The sequence below is a fragment of the Trinickia soli genome, assembly GCF_002879855.1.
Classification (GTDB): domain Bacteria; phylum Pseudomonadota; class Gammaproteobacteria; order Burkholderiales; family Burkholderiaceae; genus Trinickia; species Trinickia soli.
The window spans coordinates 1-828 of sequence record NZ_PNYB01000065.1; the positions used below are offsets into that span (position 1 = coordinate 1).

Sequence of the window (828 nt, forward strand, 5' to 3'; positions counted from 1 at the left end):
GGCTCGTCAAGCAACAGCAGCTTCGGACGGCTGATGATCGCGCGCGCCATCGCCAGCATCTGTTGCTCGCCGCCCGAGAGCGTGCCCGCGAGCTGCGTGGCCCGCTCCTTCAGACGCGGGAAGTAGCCGAACATGCGCTCGACATCCTTCTTGATACCGTCGTTGTCGTTACGCAGGTACGCGCCCATCTGCATGTTTTCGAGAATCGACATGCGCGCAAAAATGCCGCGGCCTTCCGGCACCATCGCCAAACCGCGCTTGAGCAGTTCGTGCGCAGGCACGCCCTTGATCGACTTGCCTTCGTACTCGATGTCGCCGGCCGAGTAGGGCTTCAAGCCCGTGATGGCCTTCATCGTCGTCGTCTTGCCCGCGCCGTTCGCACCGATCAACGTGACCAGCTCGCCCTGCGCGACTTCCATGTCGACGCCCTTGACTGCCTGAATGCCGCCGTAATTGACTTGCAGGCCCTTGATTTTCAACATTGCCGTAGCCATCAGTGGACCCCCGCGCCCAGATATGCCTCAATCACCTTCGGATCTTTCCGCACGTCTTGCGGCAGACCTTCGGCGATCACCTTGCCGTAATCGAGCACCGTCATGCGATCGCACAGGTGCATCACGAGCTTCACGTCGTGCTCGATCAGCAAGATCGTCTTGCCGTCGTTGCGGATCTTTTCCAAGAGGCGCGTGAGCTCCACCTTCTCGGTCGCGTTCATCCCCGCCGCCGGCTCGTCCAGTGCAAGCAGCTTCGGATCGGTCGCCAACGCACGGGCGATTTCCAAACGGCGCTGGTGGCCATATGACAGATTGCGCGCCGTGTAGTCGGCGT

Annotated in this window: 2 protein-coding genes; both read right to left on the reverse strand. The window is 61.5% G+C overall.

What is annotated here, in order from left to right; all coding sequences use genetic code 11:
- Nucleotides 1-494 (reverse strand): ABC transporter ATP-binding protein (locus tag C0Z19_RS27655; RefSeq protein WP_102613010.1); only part of this gene is annotated, 494 nt, incomplete at its 3' end.
- A partial coding sequence (locus C0Z19_RS27660) for an ABC transporter ATP-binding protein C-terminal domain-containing protein (RefSeq protein WP_146012167.1) occupies nucleotides 494-828 on the reverse strand: 335 nt, incomplete at its 5' end. The genes C0Z19_RS27655 and C0Z19_RS27660, both read right to left, overlap by 1 nt.